The sequence below is a fragment of the Dactylosporangium sp. NPDC048998 genome, from assembly GCF_043197855.1.
Classification (GTDB): domain Bacteria; phylum Actinomycetota; class Actinomycetes; order Mycobacteriales; family Micromonosporaceae; genus Dactylosporangium.
In genome coordinates, this window is sequence record NZ_JBICTV010000001.1 from 734,404 (window position 1) to 752,812 (window position 18,409).

At 72.0% G+C, this 18,409-nt stretch carries 15 protein-coding genes and 1 pseudogene; 12 read left to right on the plus strand and 4 right to left on the minus strand.

All coding sequences use genetic code 11. The features are described 5' to 3' along the window. The first annotated feature begins 112 nt into the window (after positions 1–112). From ACGFI8_RS03445 to ACGFI8_RS03500, 12 genes and pseudogenes are all read left to right on the plus strand, one after another. Positions 113–634 (plus strand): Rieske (2Fe-2S) protein, encoded by a 522-nt coding sequence (locus tag ACGFI8_RS03445; RefSeq protein ID WP_392799298.1) that lies wholly within the window; start codon positions 113–115, stop codon positions 632–634. Positions 635–744: 110 nt separating this feature from the next. Then, the gene (locus ACGFI8_RS03450) at positions 745–1,161 is read left to right on the plus strand and encodes a Rieske (2Fe-2S) protein (protein ID WP_392799300.1); all 417 of its coding nucleotides are present in this window, start codon (positions 745–747) and stop codon (positions 1,159–1,161) included. 156 nt (positions 1,162–1,317) lie between these two features. Next, positions 1,318–3,222: pseudogene (gene uvrC, locus ACGFI8_RS03455) on the plus strand (excinuclease ABC subunit UvrC); the annotation flags it as partial. Positions 3,223–4,014: 792 nt separating this feature from the next. Further along, complete coding sequence (gene rapZ / locus ACGFI8_RS03460; RefSeq protein ID WP_392799661.1) at positions 4,015–4,887, plus strand: RNase adapter RapZ; 873 nt, start codon at positions 4,015–4,017, stop codon at positions 4,885–4,887. Further along, the gene (gene yvcK, locus ACGFI8_RS03465; protein ID WP_392799303.1) at positions 4,884–5,993 is read left to right on the plus strand and encodes a uridine diphosphate-N-acetylglucosamine-binding protein YvcK; all 1,110 of its coding nucleotides are present in this window, start codon (positions 4,884–4,886) and stop codon (positions 5,991–5,993) included. Before rapZ ends, yvcK begins: the two co-directional genes overlap by 4 nt. After that, the gene (whiA, locus tag ACGFI8_RS03470; protein ID WP_392799306.1) at positions 5,984–6,964 is read left to right on the plus strand and encodes a DNA-binding protein WhiA; all 981 of its coding nucleotides are present in this window, start codon (positions 5,984–5,986) and stop codon (positions 6,962–6,964) included. The genes yvcK and whiA overlap by 10 nt, the downstream gene beginning before the upstream one ends. Before the next feature lie 264 nt (positions 6,965–7,228). Continuing rightward, positions 7,229–8,233 (plus strand): type I glyceraldehyde-3-phosphate dehydrogenase, encoded by a 1,005-nt coding sequence (gap, locus tag ACGFI8_RS03475; RefSeq protein WP_392799308.1) that lies wholly within the window; start codon positions 7,229–7,231, stop codon positions 8,231–8,233. Beyond that, the gene (locus ACGFI8_RS03480) at positions 8,230–9,417 is read left to right on the plus strand and encodes a phosphoglycerate kinase (protein WP_392799311.1); all 1,188 of its coding nucleotides are present in this window, start codon (positions 8,230–8,232) and stop codon (positions 9,415–9,417) included. The genes gap and ACGFI8_RS03480 overlap by 4 nt, the downstream gene beginning before the upstream one ends. 3 nt (positions 9,418–9,420) lie before the next feature. Then, complete coding sequence (gene tpiA / locus ACGFI8_RS03485) at positions 9,421–10,203, plus strand: triose-phosphate isomerase (RefSeq protein WP_392799312.1); 783 nt, start codon at positions 9,421–9,423, stop codon at positions 10,201–10,203. Positions 10,204–10,414: 211 nt separating this feature from the next. After that, positions 10,415–12,127: an ABC transporter substrate-binding protein gene (locus tag ACGFI8_RS03490; RefSeq protein WP_392799314.1), complete on the plus strand. Its 1,713-nt coding sequence runs from the start codon at positions 10,415–10,417 to the stop codon at positions 12,125–12,127. A gap of 56 nt (positions 12,128–12,183) precedes the next feature. Continuing rightward, on the plus strand, positions 12,184–12,441 hold the full coding sequence (gene secG, locus ACGFI8_RS03495) for a preprotein translocase subunit SecG (RefSeq protein ID WP_392799317.1): 258 nt from the start codon (positions 12,184–12,186) through the stop codon (positions 12,439–12,441). Positions 12,442–12,567: 126 nt separating this feature from the next. Then, positions 12,568–12,906 carry an RNA polymerase-binding protein RbpA gene (locus ACGFI8_RS03500; protein ID WP_392799320.1) on the plus strand — a complete coding sequence of 113 codons (339 nt, stop codon included), beginning with the start codon at positions 12,568–12,570 and terminating at the stop codon, positions 12,904–12,906. A 547-nt stretch (positions 12,907–13,453) separates the two neighbouring features. On the opposite strand, the gene pgl is transcribed toward ACGFI8_RS03500, so the two are convergent. The 4 genes from pgl to ACGFI8_RS03520 are packed head-to-tail and all read right to left on the minus strand — an operon-like array spanning position 13,454 to position 18,368. After that, positions 13,454–14,224: a 6-phosphogluconolactonase gene (gene pgl, locus ACGFI8_RS03505; protein ID WP_392799323.1), complete on the minus strand. Its 771-nt coding sequence runs from the start codon at positions 14,222–14,224 to the stop codon at positions 13,454–13,456. Next, positions 14,221–15,237 carry a glucose-6-phosphate dehydrogenase assembly protein OpcA gene (locus tag ACGFI8_RS03510; RefSeq protein ID WP_392799326.1) on the minus strand — a complete coding sequence of 339 codons (1,017 nt, stop codon included), beginning with the start codon at positions 15,235–15,237 and terminating at the stop codon, positions 14,221–14,223. Before ACGFI8_RS03510 ends, pgl begins: the two co-directional genes overlap by 4 nt. A 41-nt stretch (positions 15,238–15,278) precedes the next feature. Next, positions 15,279–16,796 (minus strand): glucose-6-phosphate dehydrogenase, encoded by a 1,518-nt coding sequence (zwf, locus tag ACGFI8_RS03515; protein ID WP_392799329.1) that lies wholly within the window; start codon positions 16,794–16,796, stop codon positions 15,279–15,281. Positions 16,797–16,802: 6 nt separating this feature from the next. Next, on the minus strand, positions 16,803–18,368 hold the full coding sequence (locus tag ACGFI8_RS03520) for a glucose-6-phosphate isomerase (RefSeq protein ID WP_392799332.1): 1,566 nt from the start codon (positions 18,366–18,368) through the stop codon (positions 16,803–16,805). Between the last annotated feature and the right edge of the window lie 41 nt (positions 18,369–18,409).

The following is an 18,409-nucleotide window of genomic DNA, read 5'->3' on the forward strand; positions in this document are numbered from 1 at the left end:
TGCCGGGGGCGGGACCACGGGACCGCCCCCGGGCGTTTCTCCCATGCTCGGCGGGCTCGCGGGCGGCGCTGCTACGGTGGCCGCGGGCGAGGCTGAGCTCAGGAGGAGTCACGTGCCGGTCGAGGACATCTTCAAACCCTGCGCCACCGCCGCGCGGCGGACGCTGCTGCTCGGCGCGGGCGCGATGGGCATCGCCGTGCTCGCCGGGTGCGGCGGCGACGAGCCCGCCCCGGGCGCCGGCGGGCAGCCGGGCGGCTCCAGCGCGCCGGCCGCGCCGAGCACCGCCGGCGGCAACCCGTTCGACGACACCGGCTCGAGCGGGGGCGGCGAGCCGCAGGTGCCGTCCAACGCGCTGGTCGCCGCGGGCGAGGTGCCGGTCGGCGGCGGGGTCATCGTCAAGGACACGGTGCTGGTGATCCAGCCGGCGAAGGGGACCTTCAAGGCGTACGACGCGGCATGCCCGCACGAAGGCGCGATCGTCGACCCGCCGTTCGACGGCAACCCGATCATCCAGTGCCCGCGGCACAACTCGAAGTTCAAGGTCGCCGACGGCAGCCGGGTGGAGGGCCCGGCCCCGCGAGGGCTCAAGGGCATCAGGGTCGAGGTGCGCGGCGGCTACGTCGTGCGCGCCTGACGCGGCATTCGCGGCGAGTTCTCAGACTTTGTTGAGCATTGAACCGTACCCTCCATGTTCTGTGTATTCATGGCCGCAGCCTGCGGGCCTACGACCATTGGAGGAGCTTGATGAGTGAGACGACCCGCCGCGCGGTGCTCGCCGGAGCGGTCGGCGTGACGGCCGCGTCCGTCATCGCCGCCTGTGGAGGCGACGACAGCGGATCGAACAGCACCGCCAACAACTCCAGCCCCGGCGGCCCGATCGCCAAGAAGTCGGAAATTCCGGTCGGGGGTGGCAAGATCGTCTCCGACGGTGGCGGCACGGTGGTCACCCAGCCGGAGTCCGGCACGTTCAAGGCCTTCACGGCGATCTGCACGCACCAGCAGTGCGTCGTGACGGACGTGGCGAACAACTCGATCAACTGCAAGTGTCACGGCAGCACCTTCTCGGCGGTGGACGGCTCGGTCACCAACCCGCCGGCCACCACGAAGCTGGAGGAGAAGAAGCTGCGCATCGACGGCGAGGACATCTACCTGACGACGTGAGGTCTGGTCGCAGGGTCCGATAAATCCCGACACCCGGCGGCGTCAGAATTTATCGGACATATCATGATTTTTCGTGATAATGCGTGGCGAGGGTCGTTGCCGTCGCGGCGACCGGCCCTCGCCGGTTTTGTCGTACCCCCCGGATAGTCTCGAACCGTGCCTGACCCGTCGACGTATCGACCCGCTCCGGGGACCATTCCCGACGCGCCGGGGGTGTATCGCTTCTACGACCCCTCCGGCCGGGTCATCTACGTGGGCAAGGCCAAGAGCCTGCGGCAGCGGCTCAGCAGCTACTTCGCCGACCTGTGGACGCTGCACTCGCGCACCCAGCAGATGGTCACCACGGCGTCGCGGGTCGACTGGGTCACCGTCGGCACCGAGGTCGAGGCGCTGCAGCTCGAGTACAACTGGATCAAGGCGTACGACCCGCGGTTCAACGTCCGGTATCGCGACGACAAGAGCTATCCGTATCTCGCCGTCACGCTCGACGAGGCGTATCCGCGGCTGCAGGTGATGCGGGGCGCCAAGCGCAAGGGCGTGCGCTATTTCGGGCCGTATGCGCACGCCTGGGCCATCCGCGAGGTGCTCGACCTGCTGCTGCGGGTGTTCCCGGCCCGCACGTGCTCGTCGGGCGTCTTCAAGCGCGCGGGGCAGATCGGGCGGCCGTGCCTGCTGGGCTACATCGGGAAGTGCTCGGCGCCGTGCGTCGACCGGGTCAGCCAGGACGAGCACCGGCAGATCGTCGAGAACTTCTGCGACTTCATGGCCGGCCGGACCGACACGATGATCAAGCAGCTCGAGCGGGAGATGTACCAGGCCTCCGACGAGCTGGACTTCGAGCGCGCCGCGCGGCTGCGCGACGACCTCGGGGCGCTACGCCGAGCGATGGAGAAGCAGGCCGTGGTGCTCGGCGACGGCACCGACGCCGACGTGGTCGCCTTCGCCGACGACCCGCTCGAGGCCGCCGTCCAGGTGTTCCACGTCCGCGGCGGGCGGGTGCGCGGCCAGCGCGGCTGGATCGTCGAGAAGACCGAGGATCTCACCGCCGGCGACCTCGTGCACCACTTCTGCACCCAGATCTACGGCAGCGAGGCCGGCGCCGAGGCCGCCGACCTGCCGCGGGAGCTGCTGGTGCCGGAGCTGCCGGCCGACGTCGACGCGCTCGCCGACTGGCTGACCCGGCTGCGCGGGAGCCGGGTCGCGATCCGGGTGCCGCAGCGCGGCGACAAGAAGGCTCTCGCCGAGACCGTCGCGCGCAACGCCGAGCAGGCGCTGCAGCAGCACAAGCTGCGCCGGGCCGGCGACCTCAGCACCCGCAGCAAGGCGCTGGAGGAGATCGCCGAGGCGCTGGGCATGCAGACCGCGCCGCTGCGCATCGAGTGCTACGACGTGTCGCAGATCCAGGGCACCGACGTGGTCGCGAGCATGGTCGTCTTCGAGGACGGGCTGTCGCGCAAGAGCGAGTATCGGCGCTTCGCGATCAACGGCGCGACCGACGACGTGTCCGCGATCTCCGAGGTGCTGCGCCGGCGGTTCGCGCGATACCTCGACGCCAAGGTCGAGATCGACGAGGCCGGCGAGGCCGACCCGTCCCGCCCCGGCATCGACCCGACGACCGGCCGCCCGCGCAAGTTCGCCTACCCGCCCCAGCTCGTCGTCGTCGACGGCGGCCAGCCCCAGGTCAACGCCGCCGCCCAGGTGCTGCTCGACCTCGGCATCGACGACATCACGATCTGCGGCCTCGCCAAGCGCCTGGAGGAGGTGTGGCTGCCCGACGACGAGTTCCCGGTGATCCTGCCGCGCGCCTCCGAGGGCCTGTATCTGCTGCAGCGCGTCCGCGACGAGGCCCACCGCTTCGCGATCACGTACCACCGCCAGAAGCGCTCGAAGCGCATGACCGCGTCGACCCTCGACACCGTGCCGGGTCTCGGCGAGATCCGCCGCAAGGCCCTGCTGCGCCACTTCGGTTCACTCAAAAGGCTGAAGGCGGCGAGCCTCGAAGAGATCGCGGAGGTCCCCGGCATCGGCCGCCGCACGGCGGAGGCGATCCTCACCGCCCTCGGCGGCGACGTCCCCACCGCCCCCGGCGCCGACACCCCCGCGCCGCCGGACTCCGCTGCTGCCATCGACGAGACGCGCGCCGCGACCACCGAGGCCCGCCCCGCCGCCGACCAGACCCGTGACGAGCCGCGCAAGGCCGTCGATGAGCCGCACGAAGGCCCTGACCAGGCGAGTGAGGCCCGTGACCTGCCGCGTGAGGGCGTTGGTCGGGCGAGCGAGGGCCGTCGTGATGAGGTGCGCGAGGCCGGCGACGAGTCAGGCGAGGTGCGTGGCGGCGGCGGCGTGCCGGGCGGGCAACGTGACGTGGCGCACGGTGACCACAGCGCGGATTCGCCCGTCCGTGTGTCGGCGGTGGTGAGATCGGGCGAAGCGGCGACGGATGGGACGGACACCGCGAACTAGTGCAAACCGACCGACCGTCCGATGGCGCGAGCGGTACGACATAAACTCATCGACGTGTCGAGAGAAGGCGACGTGCCGAGTGACGCCACCGGGCCCGACGGCGGCGCCCCGCCGTTCAGTGACGCGGCCGCGGATCCGCGGGACGGGCGGACCGTCACCGACCGCGAAGCCGGGCCGCGCGCGGAGCGGGAAGCCGAGCACGCCGCCGCTGGTCGCGGGGGCGGGCCGATCGTCGTGGGCCGGGAAGGCCGCGCGGAAGCCGGACGGAGTGTCGCGGGCCCGGAGAACGAGCGGGCCGGGGCCGCGGAGCACGGCGCGGGGCGGAGGATCGGCAACGATCCCGGCGAAGGCCGCGATCCGGGCGAAGGGGGCGATCCCGGTGAAGGGGCGCTGCCGGGGCGAAACGCCACCGACCTCGTCATCGTGACGGGGGTGTCCGGGGGCGGGCGCAGCACCGTGGCGCGGGCGCTCGAGAACGTCGGGTACTACGTCGTCGACAACCTGCCGCAGGCGCTGCTGCTCGACATGGCCGAGCTCGCCCACGCCGCGCAAGGGGCCGTCCGCCGCACCGCCATGGTGCTCGACGTGCGCAGCCACGCGTTCTCCACGGATCTGCCGGGCGCGGTCAAGTCGCTGCGGGAGCGCGGGTTCAACCCGCGGATGGTGTTCGTCGACGCCGACGACGAGGTGCTGATCCGGCGCTTCGAGAGCGTGCGGCGCTCGCACCCGCTGCAGGGCGCGGGGCGCCTGTCCGACGGTATCGCCGCCGAGCGCAAGCTGCTGCAGGAGGCGCGCGAGCAGGCCGACGTCCTGATCGACACGAGTCACCTGAACGTCAACCAGCTGCGCGGGCGCATCGAGGAGATGTTCGGCGAGGAGGACACCACCCAGATCAGGGTCACGGTGCTCTCCTTCGGCTTCAAGTACGGGCTGCCGCCCGACGCCGACTTCGTGCTCGACGCGCGGTTCCTGCCCAACCCGTACTGGGTGCCGGAGCTGCGCGAGCACACGGGCAAGGAGACCGACGTCAGCCGGTACGTCCTCGGGCAGCGCGGGGCGATCACGTTCGTGGAGACCTACGCGCGCTTGATCAACGCGACCGCGCCCGGGTTCGAGCGCGAGGGCAAGCGCTACCTGACGATCGCCGTCGGGTGCACCGGCGGCAAGCACCGCAGCGTCGCCATCGCCGAAGAGCTCGCCCGGCGGCTGCGCGACATGCGGCTCGCGGCCTCGCCCCAGCACCGCGACCTGGGACGCGAATGACGGGCCTGAAGGCGGGCGGCGACAACGGCACACGGACGGCGGGCCCGGCCGTCCGGGCGGTCGCGTTCGGCGGCGGGCACGGCCTGTCCGCCTCGCTGCGCGCCCTGCGCATGCTCCAGCGCCAGCTGCCCCTGGACATCACGGCCGTGGTCACGGTCGCCGACGACGGCGGCTCCAGCGGCCGGCTGCGCGCGACCCGCGACATCTTGCCCCCGGGCGACCTGCGCCAGGCCCTCGCCGCGCTCGCCGAGGAGACCGCGACCGCCGACCTGTTCCAGCACCGGTTCGCAGGCGACGACGACATCGCCGGGCACCCGGTCGGCAACCTGGTGCTCTGCGCGCTCATGGAGGTCGCCGGCGACCCGGTCGTCGCGCTGGACCGGGCCGCGCAGATGCTGCGCTGCGGCGGCCGCGTGCTGCCGATGTCCCGGGATCCGCTGCACATCGAGGCGGATCTCTCCGAGGGTGGTGAGGTCGTCACCGTCCGCGGTCAGCACGAGGTCGCGGTGACGACGAAGAACATCGACCGGGTACGCCTGACCCCGGCCGAGCCGGAGGCGTGCGCCGAGGCGGTGCGGGCCGTGCGCGACGCCGACTGGCTGCTGTTCGGCCCCGGGTCGTGGTTCACCAGCGTGATTCCGCACCTGCTGGTCCCGGGGCTCGCCGCCGCCATCCGGGACAGCCCGGCCCGGCGCCTGGTCACGCTCAACCTGGCCGCCGACAGCGAGACCGCCGGGCTGACGCTGCCGGAACACCTCGCCGCGCTGGATCGTTATCTCCCTGGATTGCGGGTCGATGTAGTTCTTGCCGACGGGAAAGCCGTAGGCGACCCCGAACCGGTCCATCGTGCGGCAGAATCGCTGGGTGCGCGGCTGGTGCTGGCCCCGGTCGCGGTCGGCGACGGGGCGCCTCGGCACGACCCGAAGGCGCTGGCCGCGGCGCTCGAGCCACTGCTGCGCGCCGATGGCCGCGTCGGGATCGCGGGCGGCGGGCGCGCGCCGGGGCACACCGGCAACGGCGCCCGGCGCGCGGCACGGGCGGGGGCAGGCACGTCACGACATGACCTTGAACACGAAAACCGCGAGGTGACGACAGAATGGCGATGACCGCTGCGGTCAAGGACGAGCTGAGCCGGGTGGACGTGGCGAAACCCTGCTGCCGGCGCGCCGAGATGGCCGCGCTGCTGCGCTTCGCCGGTGGGTTGCACATCGTCTCCGGCCGGGTGGTCGTGGAGGCCGAGCTCGACACCAACGCCGCCGCCCGACGGCTGCGCCGCGAGGTGTCGGAGGTGTACGGGTACTCCAGCGAGATCCACGTCCTGGCTTCCGGCGGGCTGCGCAAGGCCAGCCACTTCATCGTGCGCGTGGTCAAGGACGGCGAGTCCCTCGCCCGCCAGACCGGCCTGCTGGACGTGCGTGGACGACCGGTTCGCGGCCTGCCGCCGCACGTCGTGTCGGCGAACATGTGCTGCGCGGTCGCCGCGTGGCGGGGTGCGTTCCTGGCGCACGGCTCGCTGACCGAGCCGGGCCGCAGCTGCGCGCTGGAGATCACCTGCCCGGGGCCGGAGGCCGCGCTCGCGCTGGTCGGCGCCGCCCGGCGCATCGGCATCACCGCCAAGGCCCGCGAGGTGCGCGGGGTGGACCGGGTCGTGGTCAAGGACGGCGATGCGATCGCCGCGCTGCTCACCCGCATCGGGGCGCACCAGAGCGTGCTGACCTGGGAGGAGCGGCGGGTGCGCCGCGAGGTGCGGGCCACCGCCAACCGCCTGGCCAACTTCGACGACGCCAACCTGCGCCGCTCCGCGCGGGCCGCGGTGGCCGCCGCCGCCCGGGTCGCCCGGGCGATGGAGATCCTCGCCGACTCCGCCCCCGAGCACCTGTTCAGCGCCGGCACGCTGCGCCTCGAGCACCGGCAGGCGTCGCTGGAGGAGCTCGGCGCGCTCGCCGACCCGCCGCTGACCAAGGACGCGATCGCCGGGCGGATCCGCCGGCTGCTGGCCCTGGCCGACAAGCGGGCGCGTGACCTGGGCATTCCGGACACCGAGTCGGCGGTCACCCCGGAGATGCTGGTCGGGTGAGTGACGGGGGAAACACGTCACCCGACACCCCCCGCGGGGTCGTGACCGGTTCGAGACGATAGGGTTTCCCTGTTCGGCGATGAGGCCGACTCGGGTCGCTCCTCGCTGTTCGATCGCCGCCGCAGCACGCGGCCGGGCCCCTGTGCATCTCGGTGGGGTCCGGACCGGCGGGACCAGGGTGGGCGAGCCAATAACACTCATCTGGCGCCCGGCATCGGCTCAGGGAGACCGCCGGGTAGCGACGAGACGAGGAGATGTGTCGAAGTGACCATCCGGGTTGGCATCAACGGCTTCGGCCGTATCGGCCGCAACTTCTTCCGTGCGGCCCTCGCGAAGGGCGCGGACATCGAGGTTGTCGGCGTCAACGACCTGACCGACAACGCGACGCTGGCGCAGCTGCTGAAGTACGACAGCATCCTCGGCCGCCTGGGCAAGGAGGTCAAGGCGACCGCGGACGAGATCACCGTCGACGGCAAGACCTTCAAGGCCCTCGCCGAGCGCGACCCGTCGAAGCTGCCCTGGGGCGACCTCGGCGCCGACGTCGTCATCGAGTCGACCGGCATCTTCACCGACGCGGAGAAGGCCAAGGTCCACGTCGAGGGCGGCGCCAAGAAGGTCATCATCTCGGCCCCGGCCAAGAACGAGGACCTGACGATCGTCTTCGGCGTGAACGAGCACCAGTACGACCCGGCGAAGCACACGATCATCTCCAACGCTTCGTGCACCACCAACTGCCTGGCCCCGATGGCGAAGGTCATCAACGACACGTTCGGCATCGAGCGTGGCCTCATGACCACGATCCACGCCTACACCCAGGACCAGAACCTGCAGGACGCCCCGCACAAGGACCTGCGCCGCGCCCGCGCCGCCGCGCTGAACATCGTGCCGACCTCGACCGGCGCCGCCAAGGCGATCGGCCTGGTCCTGCCGGAGCTCAAGGGCAAGCTGGACGGCTACGCCCTGCGCGTGCCGGTCCCGACCGGCTCGGCGACCGACCTCACCGTGACCGTCTCGCGCGACACCAGCGTCGAGGAGGTCAACGCCGCGCTCAAGGCCGCCGCCGAGGGCCCGCTGGCCGGCATCCTCACCTACACCGAGGACCCGATCGTGTCGACCGACATCGTCACCGACCCGGCGTCGTGCATCTTCGACTCGGGCCTGACCAAGGTCATCGGCAACCAGGTCAAGGTCGTCGGCTGGTACGACAACGAGTGGGGCTACAGCAACCGTCTCGTCGACGCCGTCACCCTGGTCGGCACCGGCCTGTGAAGACGCTCGACGACCTCCTGAGCGAGGGCGTCGCGGGTCGGCGCGTGCTGCTGCGCGCCGACCTCAACGTCCCGCTCGACGGGGAGAAGATCACCGACGACGGCCGCATCCGGGCCGTCCTGCCGACCCTCGACGCGCTGCGTCAAGGCGGCGCCCGGATCACCGTCGTGTCGCACCTGGGCCGCCCGAAGGGCGCGCCCGACCCGAAGTACACCCTGAAGCCGGTCGCCGGCCGGATGGGTGAGCTGCTCGGCGGCCCGGTCGCGTTCGCCACCGACACCGTCGGCGATTCGGCGCAGGCCGCGGTCGCCGGCCTCGGCGACGGCGACGTGGCCCTGCTGGAAAACCTGCGGTTCAATGCGGGGGAGACCAGCAAGGACGAGGCCGAGCGCCAGGAGTTCGCCCGGCAGCTGGCCGCGTTCGGCGACGTGTACGTCGACGACGCGTTCGGCGCCGTGCACCGCAAGCACGCCAGCGTCTACGACGTGGCCGCGCTGCTGCCCCGCTACGCCGGCTACCTGGTGTGCCGCGAGCTCGAGGTGCTCTCCAAGCTGACCGGTGAGGCGGAGCGGCCCTACGCGGTCGTCCTCGGCGGCTCGAAGGTCTCCGACAAGCTCGCCGTCATCGAGGCGCTGCTGCCGAAGGTCGACAAGCTGCTCATCGGCGGCGGCATGTGCTTCACCTTCCTCAAGGCCCAGGGCCATGAGGTCGGCAAGAGCCTGCTGCAGGACGAGATGGTCGACACCTGCAAGGACCTGCTCCAGCGCGGCGGCGACAAGATCGTGCTGCCGGTCGACGTCGTCACCGCGACCGAGATCAGCGACGACGCGGCCACCAAGACGGTCGGCATCGGCGAGATCCCGGCCGACGAGTTCGGCCTGGACATCGGCCCGCAGACCGTCACGGAGTTCTCCGGCATCCTGGCCGGCGCCAGGACGGTCTTCTGGAACGGCCCGATGGGCGTGTTCGAGAAGCGCCCGTTCGAGGCCGGCACCCGCGGCGTCGCCGAGGCGATCACCAAGGTCGACGGCTTCACCGTCGTCGGCGGCGGCGACTCGGCCGCGGCGGTGCGGGCGCTGGGCATCCCCGAGGACGGCTTCAGCCACATCTCCACCGGCGGTGGCGCCTCCCTCGAGTTCCTCGAGGGCAAGGTCCTGCCGGGCATCGCGGCGCTGGAGGCCTGACCGATGGCGGAACAGACCGGACGCCGGCCGCTCATGGCCGGCAACTGGAAGATGAACCTCAACCACCTCGAGGCCATCAAGCTGGTCCAGCAGCTGGCCTTCACCCTCACCGAGCAGCAGCTCAACGACGTGGAGACCGTGGTGCTCCCGCCGTTCGTCGACATCCGCAGCGTCCAGACGCTCATCGACGGCGACAAGCTGCTCATCGGCTACGGCGCGCAGGACCTGTCCGCGCACGCCTCCGGCGCCTACACGGGCGAGGTCTCCGGGGCCATGCTGGCCAAGCTCGGCTGCCAGTACGTGGTCGTCGGGCACTCGGAGCGCCGGCAGTACCACCGCGAGGACGACGCCCTGGTCAACGCCAAGGTAAAGGCGGCGCTGGCCAACGGCATCGCGCCGATCCTGTGCGTGGGCGAGGGCCTGGAGGTCCGCGAGGCCGGCGAGCACGTGGGCTACACGCTCGCACAGCTCGACGCCGCGCTCGAGAAGATCAAGACCGACGAGGTCGAGAAGATCGTCATCGCGTACGAGCCGGTCTGGGCGATCGGCACGGGCAAGGTGGCGACGCCGCAGGACGCGCAGGAGGTCATCGGGGCGATCCGCACCCGGCTGGCCGAGAAGTACACCGGCGGCACCGCCGACCGGGTGCGCATCCTCTACGGCGGCTCGGTCAAGCACGACAACGTCGCGGCGATCATCGAGCAGCCCGACATCGACGGCGCGCTCGTCGGTGGCGCCAGCATCGACGCCGAGGGCTTTGTCAGGATTGTCCGTCTCGGTAAGTAGATCTCGGTAGCCACGGAAATACCCAGCGTCGCGCGGCCTCTCGCAGGCCGCGCGACGTTCGTTTTGCCACCCCACCCCCTGTACCGCGGCGGCTGAATGCCGCCTAAAGTGGCTCCGTCCACCACCCCTTGACCTGGCGTCAAGCCAGCGGGGCGTGGTTCACCCGCCACGAACGGGTGACCCGCCCGCTCGCCGCGCCGTGAGGACGAGCATGTTGTTCGACAGCCGCCGTCGTGCCGTCATCGTGACCCTCACCGGACTGGCGCTGCTCGCAACCGCCGGGTGCAGCGATGCGGACGCCAAGAACCAGCCCAAGCCGCCCCGCACCGGCGGCACCCTGCACGTCGTGGTCGCCGCCCTGCCTGCCCACCTCGACCCGCAGCGGGTCGGCACGAACACCGAGGCCAACGCCAGCCGCCTCCTCTCCCGCACGCTCACCACGTTCAAGTCCGAGCCGGGCGCGGCCTCCAGCGAGATCGTCGGTGACCTCGCCACCGACGCCGGCCGGCCCAGCGAGGGCAACCGGGTCTGGGACTTCCAGCTCAAGGAGGACGTGCGCTGGGAGGACGGCACGCCGATCACCTGCGCCGACATCAAGTACGGCGTCGAGCGCAGCTTCTCCGGCCTGTTCTCGGTCGCCCAGCCGTACGCCAAGACCTACCTCGCCGACACCGACGGCTACGCCGGCCCGTTCGTCGGCGGCAACAACGGCGGCAAGGGCCTGTCGTCGGTGCAGTGCGTGGACACCCGCAACATCCGGTTCGTGCTCAACCAGCCGATCGGCGACTTCGGGTACACCGTGGCCATGTCCATGTTCGCGCCCGTGCCGGCGAAGCAGGACACCAAGAACGACTACGACAAGCACCCGTTCTCCAGCGGCCCGTACAAGCTGCAGGAGACCACCGACCAGCGCCTGGTCTACGTGCGCAACTCGTACTGGGACCGCAAGACCGACAGCGTCCGCAAGGCCTTCCCGGACAAGATCGTCATGGAGGCGAACGGGGACCTGCCGACGGTCACGTCCAACCTGATCACCAGCGACGGCGACTACGCCGACACGATCGACCTGGACAAGAACGTCGCGCCCAACTTCGTCCAGCAGGTCGTCAACGACCCGGACCTGTCCGCCCGGGCGGTGCAGGGCAGCTACGGCGGCATCCGCTACCTGGCGGTCAACAGCAAGCGCATCCCCGACCTGGCCTGCCGCCAGGCCCTGGTGTACGCCTTCGACAAGCGTAAGTTTCGCGCCGCCGCCGGCGGGTCCGTCTACGGCGACTACGCGAACACGATGATCGCGCCGCAGCTCAAGGCCCACAAGGACTTCGACGTCTACGACAGCACCAACAACGTCGAGGGCAAGCCCGACGTGGCCATCAAGCTCATGGACGACCAGAGGAAGAACGGCAAGCCCTGCGCCACCACCCTGACGATGGCGATCCCGGACCTGAAGGACATCCGGCGGCTGGCGACCACGATCGTGGAGACGTACCAGCAGATCGGCATCCAGCTGAAGCTCAACGGGATCGACCCGGAGACGTACTTCGACGTCATCGGTAACCCGGCCAACACCAACGACCTGCTGTGGTCGGGCTGGATCCCGGACTGGGCGAACGGCTCCGCGGTCATCCCGCCGCTGTTCGACGGCCGGCTCATCCCGACCAAGGCCAACGCCACGAACAACCAGAACTACGGGCTGCTCAACGACCCCGACATCAACGAGGCGATCTCCGCGGCGCTGGCCGAGTCGGTGCCGGAGCGGCAGTACCGGCTGTGGGGCGAACTGGACCAGAAGATCGCCGAGCAGGCCGTGGCGATCCCGATCGTGTACATGAAGTCGCTTCGCATGGCCGGCACGAACATCCGTGGCGGGTTCATCCACCCACAGTTCGGACAGCCCGACCTGTGCGCGCTCGGACTCGCCTAGTAAGCTGCCCTGCAGACATCGCACCCAGAACCGCCCACCGAGAGGACGACCGCGCCATGACGGCGTTCGCCTACACCCTGATCGTGCTGCTGGTCATCACCAGCGTGCTGCTGACCCTCCTCGTGCTGCTGCACCGCGGCAAGGGCGGCGGCATGTCGAGCATGTTCGGCGGCGGCGTGTCCTCGAGCCTCGCGGGCTCGTCGGTCGCCGAGAAGAACCTCGACCGTTACACGCTGCTGGTGGGCATCATCTGGTTCGCCTGCATCGTCGGCCTCGGCCTCTGGCTGAAAATTGTCGAGAACGGTGGTGCCTGAGCACATCGGGTGGTTCTAGACTCGTGCGCGCGGTCCGAGAAGATTCGGGCCGCGCGCAGGTGTTTTCGCCCACACTCCTGCACTCCGCACGACGTCGTACCCCCCGACGAACAGGAGCGAGCAGCCGTGGCAGCTGGCAATGCCATTCGCGGAACACGAGTCGGCTCCGGCCCCATGCGCTGGGCCGAGCGAGGTGACCAGGCCCCCCGCCGCAGCGTCACCTACTGGTGCGCCAACGGGCACGTGACTGAGCCGGCGTTCGCCGCCGAGATCACGCCCCCGGTCACCTGGGACTGCCCGAGGTGCGGCCTCCCGGCCGGGCAGGACGAGCAGGCCCCGCCCGAGCGACCGAAGGCCGAGCCGTACAAGACCCACCTGGCCTACGTCAAGGAACGCCGCAGCGACGCCGACGGCGAGGCCATCCTGCAGGAGGCGCTCGCCCGGATGCGCCAGCGCAGGTCTTAGCTGTTTCTAGCCTGGCGCGCGCTTCGCGCGGGCGCTGCCCGGGGGGTTCCCACCCCGGACCCCCCATGCCCGCTTCGCGGGCACCTCTTCCTGCGCTGCGCGCCCCTGCGTCCCTCGCTGTCTCCTGCGGCGCGGGGGACGCCGGGGTGATTTCTAGCTTGGCGCGCGCTTCGCGCGGGCGCTGCCCGGGGGGTTCCCACCCCGGACCCCCCATGCCCGCTTCGCGGGCACTTTTGCGTGCGCTGTGCGCCCCTGCGTCGCCTCACCCTCTCCTGCCGGCGCCTGCGGCGCGGGGGACGCCAGGCCGATTCCTAGCCTGGCGCGGGCTTCGCGCGGGCGCGGCCGGGAGGTTCCCACCCCGGACCCCCCATGCCCGCTCCGCGGGCACTTTTGCGTGCGCTGTGCGCCCCTGCGTCACCTGTCGTTTCCTGCGGCGCCTGTGGCGCTTGTGGCGCGGGGGACGCCAGGGTGGTTTCTCCGTGCGCTTTGGTCAGGGGCCGTGGCGCTCTGGGGGCCCGCGCGGCGGGGCCCCAGAGCGCTGGGTGACTCAGATCAGGCTGCGGAACTTTGGTGGTAGCTCGTGGGCCGCGGCCGAGTCGAGCAGCCACAGCGTGAGCTCCCGGCCGTGCACGCCCGCCGCCGGGATCTGTCGCGGGCCCGCCGGGGCGAGCGCCAGGCCCACCGCGCTCGCCTTGCCCGCGCCGGACGCGATCAGCCAGATCTCCTGGGCCGTGTTGATCGCGGGCAGGGTGAGCGTGACGCGCACCGGCGGCGGCTTCGGGCTGCCCCGCACCGCCGAGACCGGCCGCGTCTCCAGCGTCACCGGGTGCTCCGGGAACACCGAGGCCACGTGGCCGTCCTCGCCGACGCCGAGCAGTACCACGTCGAAGGTCGGCAGCTCCGCGTGCCCGGGGCGGGCCGCCTCGGCCAGCGCCGTGGCGTAGCGGGCGGCCGCCGCCTCGGCGTCGTCGCCGTCCGGGCCGTCCGAGGGCGGCATCGGGTGTACCCGGGACGGGTCGAGCTTCAGCGCGTCGAGCAGCGCCGCGTGGGCCTGCGTCTCGTTGCGCTCCGGGTCGCCGGAGGGCAGGAAGCGCTCGTCGCCCCACCAGAAGTTCACCCGCGACCAGTCCACCGCGTCGCGCGCCGGGGACTCCCGGACCGCCTGGTAGATCTGCGCCGCGATGCGTCCGCCGGTGAGCACGAGCGTGGCCTCGCCCCGCTCGGCCTGCGCGTCCGTGAGCCGGACGATGAGGCGCGCGGCGGCGGCCTCGGCGAGCAGCTTCGGCTCGGTGTGGACTACTACCTTGCTCTGGGTCATGATGCCACCGCCTCCTGGAGCGGGGTGGCGGCCGGCTCGGGCCGCTCCGCGAGGGCCGGGTCCTTCCAGATGTGCACCCGGGGCGCGGTGCGCTCGTCGAGCTTGCGCTTGCCGGTCGCCGCGGCCAGGGCCGCCGCGTAGGGCTGGTCCGGGTCGAGCCGGCGCAGCTCCTCGGCGAGCTCGTCGCCGAGCGGCCGGCGGGTCAGCGGCAGGATCCGGTCCGGCTGGCCGGTGCATTGCAGCCGGGCGACGCCCGCGTTGAGGTCGCGGACCAGGCTCATGGCGCTGCCGTCCTCGAGCTCGAGCGCGACCGCCTCCATGATCCTGCTCGAGCCGGTGCGGCGCTCCGGGTGGACGCCGAGGCGCGCCTCCAGCCAGCCGCCCATGAGCAGCGCCGTCGGGTCGTGCTCCGGTGCCACGATCGTCGCGGACCGCACGCCGACCCGGTTGGCGTCGAACGCCCCGGCCAGCAGGGTGCGCCACGGGGTGATCCGTGACCAGGCGAGGTCGGTGTCGCCGGGCACGTAGTCGTCCGAACGCACCTGCAGCGCGGCGACCGGGTCGTCCGCCTGGGCGCTGTCGGTGATGCGCCGGTCGGCGACGACGCCGAGCGGGTCGTACGCGATGCGATCCGGCGGCGTGCACTGCCACCACGTCACCACCGGCACGTCCGGGGCGAGCAGCGGCATCACGACCGACTCGGCGTGCAGCGCCAGGCGGCCCTGCATGCGCATCACGACCGCCTCGCACGGGCCCAGGCGCCCGCCGACGACGATCTCCGCGTCGAGCCGCGACCGCTGCTGGGTCACGTCGGCGCGCACGATGATGAGCAGCCGGCACGGGTGCGCGGAGGCGGCGATCGTGGCGGCCGCCTCGGCCTCGCGGACCTGCCGCTCGTCGACCACCGCGATCAGCGTCAGCGCCAGGCCGCTGGTCAGCCCGCCGGCGCTGCGCCGCTCATTGGCGAGGGCCTTGACGACCTCGATGCCGGTGGTGTCCCACAAACCGATCATGTCTATGTCTCCCCTTCAGGCCTGATCCACGCCGGTCCGGTTCAGGCCCGGCGCCAGGCGCGGCCCTCGCGGGCCAGCATCTCGTCGGCGGCCCGGGGACCCCACTCGCCCGCGCGGTACGGCTCGGGGGTCGAGCCCGCCCACGCCGCCTCCAGCGGGTCGATCACATTCCAGCTCGCCTCGACCTCGGCCGAGTCGGGGAACAGCGTCTTGTCGCCGATGAGCACGTCGAGGATGAGCCGCTCGTACGCCTCAGGGCTCGCGTCGGTGAACGCCTCGCCGTACTGGAAGTCCATCGCAATGTCGCGGACCTCCATCGTGGTGCCCGGCACCTTCGAGCCGAACTTCAGCATCACGCCCTCGTCGGGCTGGACCCGGATGACCAGCTGGTTGTTGCCGAGCATCTCCACGTCCGCCTCGTGGAACGGCAGGTGCGGCGCCTTCTTGAACAGCACCGCGAGCTCGGTGACCCGCCGCGGCAGGCGCTTGCCGGCCCGGATGTAGAACGGTACCCCGGCCCAGCGGCGGTTCTGGATGCCCAGCTGCACCGCGACGTACGTCTCCGTCTTGGAGTCCGCCGGGACGTCCTTTTCCTCCAGGTACCCCGGCACGCGCTCCCCGGCCACCCAGCCGGTCAGGTACTGCCCGCGAACCGTCTGCGTGAACACGTCCGCCGGCACCTTGATGGCGTTGAGGACCTTGAGCTTCTCGGTGCGGATCGCGTCGGCGTCGAAGGCCGTCGGCTCCTCCATCGCCACCAGGGCGAGCAGCTGCAGCAGGTGGTTCTGCAGCACGTCACGGGCGGTGCCCACCGTGTCGTAGAAGCCGGCGCGCGTGCCGATGCCGACGTCCTCGGCCATCGTGATCTGCACCGAGTCGACGTAGTTGGAGTTCCACACCGGCTCGAACAGGTTGTTGGCGAACCGCAGCGCCATGATGTTCTGGACGGTCTCCTTGCCCAGGTAGTGGTCGATGCGGAACACGTCCTGCGCGGTGAACGCGTCGTCGACGAGGTCGTTGAGCTGGCGGGCGGAGGACAGGTCGTACCCGAACGGCTTCTCCACCACGACCCGGCGCCAGCCGCCGGACTTCGCGTTGTCCGCCATGCCGGTCCGCTCCAGCTGCTTGAGCACGACCGGGAAGGCCGACGGCGGGATCGACAGGTAGAACGCGGCGTTGCCGCGGATGCCGGCCTCGTCGTCCAGGTCGATGAGCGTCTGCGCCAGGTGGTCGAAGGCGGCGTCGTCCTCGAACGAGCCGGGCACGAACTTGATGTTGGCGGCCAGCCGGGACCACACCTCCTCCCGCCACGTCGTGCGGGCGCCGTTCTGGGCCGCCTTGCGGGCCAGGTCCTCGAAGTCCCCGTCACCCCAGTCGCGACGGGCGAACCCGAGCACGGCGAAGCTGGGCGGCAGCAGACCCCGGTTGGCCAGGTCGTAGACGGCCGGGATGAGCTTCTTGCGGGCCAGGTCACCGGTGACGCCGAAGATGACCAGCGCACACGGCTCGGGAATCCGAGGCAGTCGCCGGTCCTGCGGGTCCCGCAGCGGATTGGTCATCAGTTCTCACCCTCCGAGGGCGGCCAACAGTTGTTCGATACCGGTTGCCCGGTCGGTCAGATGCAGTCGCAGCAGCGGTACCGCCCCGCGGCCGCCAGCGGCCCGCGCGGCCTGCAACTCGCCGAACGTGTACGGCCGGCCGGGCACCCGCACGTCGGCGGTCACCGCGCCGGTGATCTGCAGGATGGCGCCGAGCCCGGGCCGCGGCGCGAGTGACCCCCAGCCGAACGTCACGGCGCGCGCGACCCGCCCGGCGAGGGCGTCGCGCACGCCGGCTGCCGCGGCGTCGCCGTCCCGGTCGAGGTAGGCGGCGACGGCCACGTGGCCGCCCGCCGGCACGCCGTGTACGAGGGCGTCGATCGCGCCGATCAGGGTCGTGGCGCTCGTCTCGCCGTACACCTCGACGGCCCCCTCGACCAGGGCGGGCGTCTCCGCCGGCGGCCCGGCCTCGAGGATGCCCAGCGTGCGCTCGTCGTCGTGCCCGGGACCGGGCACACGGCCGGTCTCAGCGCCGGTCTGGGGGCGCGCGCCGGACACCCGGGCGGCCTGTTCCCAGGCGAGCAGCTGGGCGCCGAGCGGGCCGTTGACGGACAGGTCGGGTGCGATGCCGCCGCCGGGCATGAGCCCCATGCCGAGCGCGCCGCCGACCGTCACGCTGAGCACATCGGGGCCCTCGTGCCCCCAGGACGAGGGATTCTCCAGCGGCACCGGTACCACCCGGGGCGCGAGCACCGCGAACAGCCGCTCGATCCACTCGCCGAGCCCGTCGATGCCGGTCCCGTCCGGCGCGACGGCGAGCTTGTCCCGCCCCTCGTGCGCGGCCGCGGCGATCGCGTCGCCGAGGGCGATCCCGGGCGCGCGGGCGCCGTCCTCGGGGTGGGGCTCGGGGCGGGCGGTGGCGCCTTGCTCGGCCTGCCGGGCCGGCGGGGCCATCGCGAAGCCCGCGGCGGCGTGCACGGCCGGGGGAGGGGTCAGCAGCGCGGCGGCCTCGGCGAGCAGCGTGGCTGTGTCGGCGCCGGCCAGGCCGGCCGCGACCAGCGCATACGCGCTCAGGGCCGACTCCGGCGCGTCGCCGGTGCGGAAGAGCTCGGCGCCGGTCTCGCGGGCGAGCGTCTCCAGGGGCGAGCCCGGCGCGGTCACCACGACGAAACGCCGGCCCACGTCGTGCAGGCCGGCATCCTCGAACGCCTGCAGGTACGCCCGGCGGTAGGCGTCCGTCTCCACCGCCGGGCCGGAGGCGGCGGCGAGCACCACCACCGTCCGATCCAGGCGGTCGGCCAACGCCGAGCGCGCCCGGTGCGGGTCGGCGGCGTCGAGCACCGTCAGCCGCAGGCCGAGGGTGCGGGCGATCGCCGCGGCGGCGGCCGCCGCGGCGCCGGTCGCGCACAGCACGACGGTGTCCAGGCCCTGCGCACGCAGCTCGGCGCGCAGGGCGTCGATGCGGGCCGCGAGCGCGGCATCCGGCAGCCGGCCGGTGAGCGGGGGGCCGGCGCCGACCGGACCCGCCGCCGGGGCGGCGCCGAACACCGTCAGTCCGGCCGCCGCCACGACGTCGTCGAGCAAGTCAGACACCCGCACACCCCCTGTACGTCACCAATCTTGGCGCCCGCGCG

Bases quoted from the DNA above. Each gene is read 5' to 3' on its own strand.
- zwf (WP_392799329.1), bottom strand. From the start codon at position 16,796: ATGACCAATCCGCTGCGGGACCCGCAGGACCGGCGACTGCCTCGGATT.
- pgl (WP_392799323.1), bottom strand. From the start codon at position 14,224: ATGACCCAGAGCAAGGTAGTAGTCCACACCGAGCCGAAGCTGCTCGCC.
- secG (WP_392799317.1), top strand. From the start codon at position 12,184: ATGACGGCGTTCGCCTACACCCTGATCGTGCTGCTGGTCATCACCAGC.
- yvcK (WP_392799303.1), top strand. From the start codon at position 4,884: ATGACGGGCCTGAAGGCGGGCGGCGACAACGGCACACGGACGGCGGGC.
- tpiA (WP_392799312.1), top strand. From the start codon at position 9,421: ATGGCGGAACAGACCGGACGCCGGCCGCTCATGGCCGGCAACTGGAAG.
- whiA (WP_392799306.1), top strand. From the start codon at position 5,984: ATGGCGATGACCGCTGCGGTCAAGGACGAGCTGAGCCGGGTGGACGTG.
- ACGFI8_RS03490 (WP_392799314.1), top strand. From the start codon at position 10,415: ATGTTGTTCGACAGCCGCCGTCGTGCCGTCATCGTGACCCTCACCGGA.
- ACGFI8_RS03450 (WP_392799300.1), top strand. From the start codon at position 745: ATGAGTGAGACGACCCGCCGCGCGGTGCTCGCCGGAGCGGTCGGCGTG.
- ACGFI8_RS03510 (WP_392799326.1), bottom strand. From the start codon at position 15,237: ATGATCGGTTTGTGGGACACCACCGGCATCGAGGTCGTCAAGGCCCTC.